This window comes from Streptomyces huiliensis (assembly GCF_020037025.1).
Classification (GTDB): domain Bacteria; phylum Actinomycetota; class Actinomycetes; order Streptomycetales; family Streptomycetaceae; genus Streptomyces; species Streptomyces huiliensis.
In genome coordinates this window covers 1-923 of sequence record NZ_JAIQLH010000415.1, presented here as the reverse complement: position 1 = coordinate 923, position 923 = coordinate 1, and the positions used below count along the sequence as shown (strand labels likewise).

Genomic DNA, 923 nt, shown 5'->3' with positions numbered 1-923 from the left:
CTGCGCCGGGCCGCCGCCGGCGGCGCGCGCGTCGCGTCGATCTGCTCGGGGGCGTTCGTGCTCGCCGCCGCGGGGCTGCTGGACGGGCTGCGGGCGACGACGCACTGGCGGGCCGCCGGGCGGCTCGCCGCGGACCATCCGGAGGTCGACGTCGACCCGGACGTCCTCTACGTCGACAACGGGCGCGTCCTCACCTCGGCGGGCGCGGCGGCCGGGCTGGACCTGTGCCTGCACATGGTCCGCCGCGACCACGGCTCCGCGGTGGCCGCCGACACCGCCCGGCTCTCCGTGATGCCGCTCGAACGGGAGGGTGGGCAGGCGCAGTTCGTCGTCCACGACCACCCGCCCGTCCCGGCGGGCTCCGCGCTGGAGCCCCTGCTCGACTGGCTGGGCGAGAACCTGGCCCGCTCGCTCACCGTGGACGACATCGCGGCCCGGGCCGGCGTCAGCGCCCGGACCCTCACCCGCCGGTTCCGCGAGCAGACCGGCACCACGCCCCTCCAGTGGCTGCACCGGGCCCGGATCCGGCGGGCCCAGCGGCTCCTGGAGGACACCCGGCTGCCGGTCGAACGCGTCGGCGCCGAGGTGGGGTTCGGCTCGCCGACCGCCTTCCGCGACCGCTTCCGCCGTACGACGGGCGTGAGCCCGCGCGCGTACCGCCGCGCCTTCGCGGACCCGTCGGGCTGAGGCCGGCGCCGCCCCGCTCACGCCGGCGGAGCCGTGGCTCAGGCCCGCCCGCGCACGATCCGGACGTCGGCGACGCCGAGGAGCCCGGCCAGCGGAACCTCCGCCCTCGCCTGCCGCGGGTCGACGGTCAGGCCGTCGGCGCGCAGCCGGTCGAGGAGCAGCTCGGCCAGCGGCATCACCATGTGCCGGCCCCAGCAGCGCTCGGACGCGTGGCCGAACGGGAGGTAGCCCGGGTG

At 78.4% G+C, this 923-nt stretch carries 1 protein-coding gene and 1 pseudogene; one reads left to right on the top strand and one right to left on the bottom strand.

The window, feature by feature from the left end; all coding sequences use genetic code 11:
* Positions 1-687, top strand: a 687-nt coding sequence (locus tag JNW98_RS34440) for a GlxA family transcriptional regulator (RefSeq protein ID WP_223772221.1), incomplete at its 5' end; no start/stop codon positions are given.
* 38 nt (positions 688-725) lie between these two features.
* On the opposite strand, the pseudogene JNW98_RS34435 reads toward JNW98_RS34440, so the two are convergent.
* A pseudogene (locus tag JNW98_RS34435) lies at positions 726-923 on the bottom strand (cytochrome P450); the annotation flags it as partial.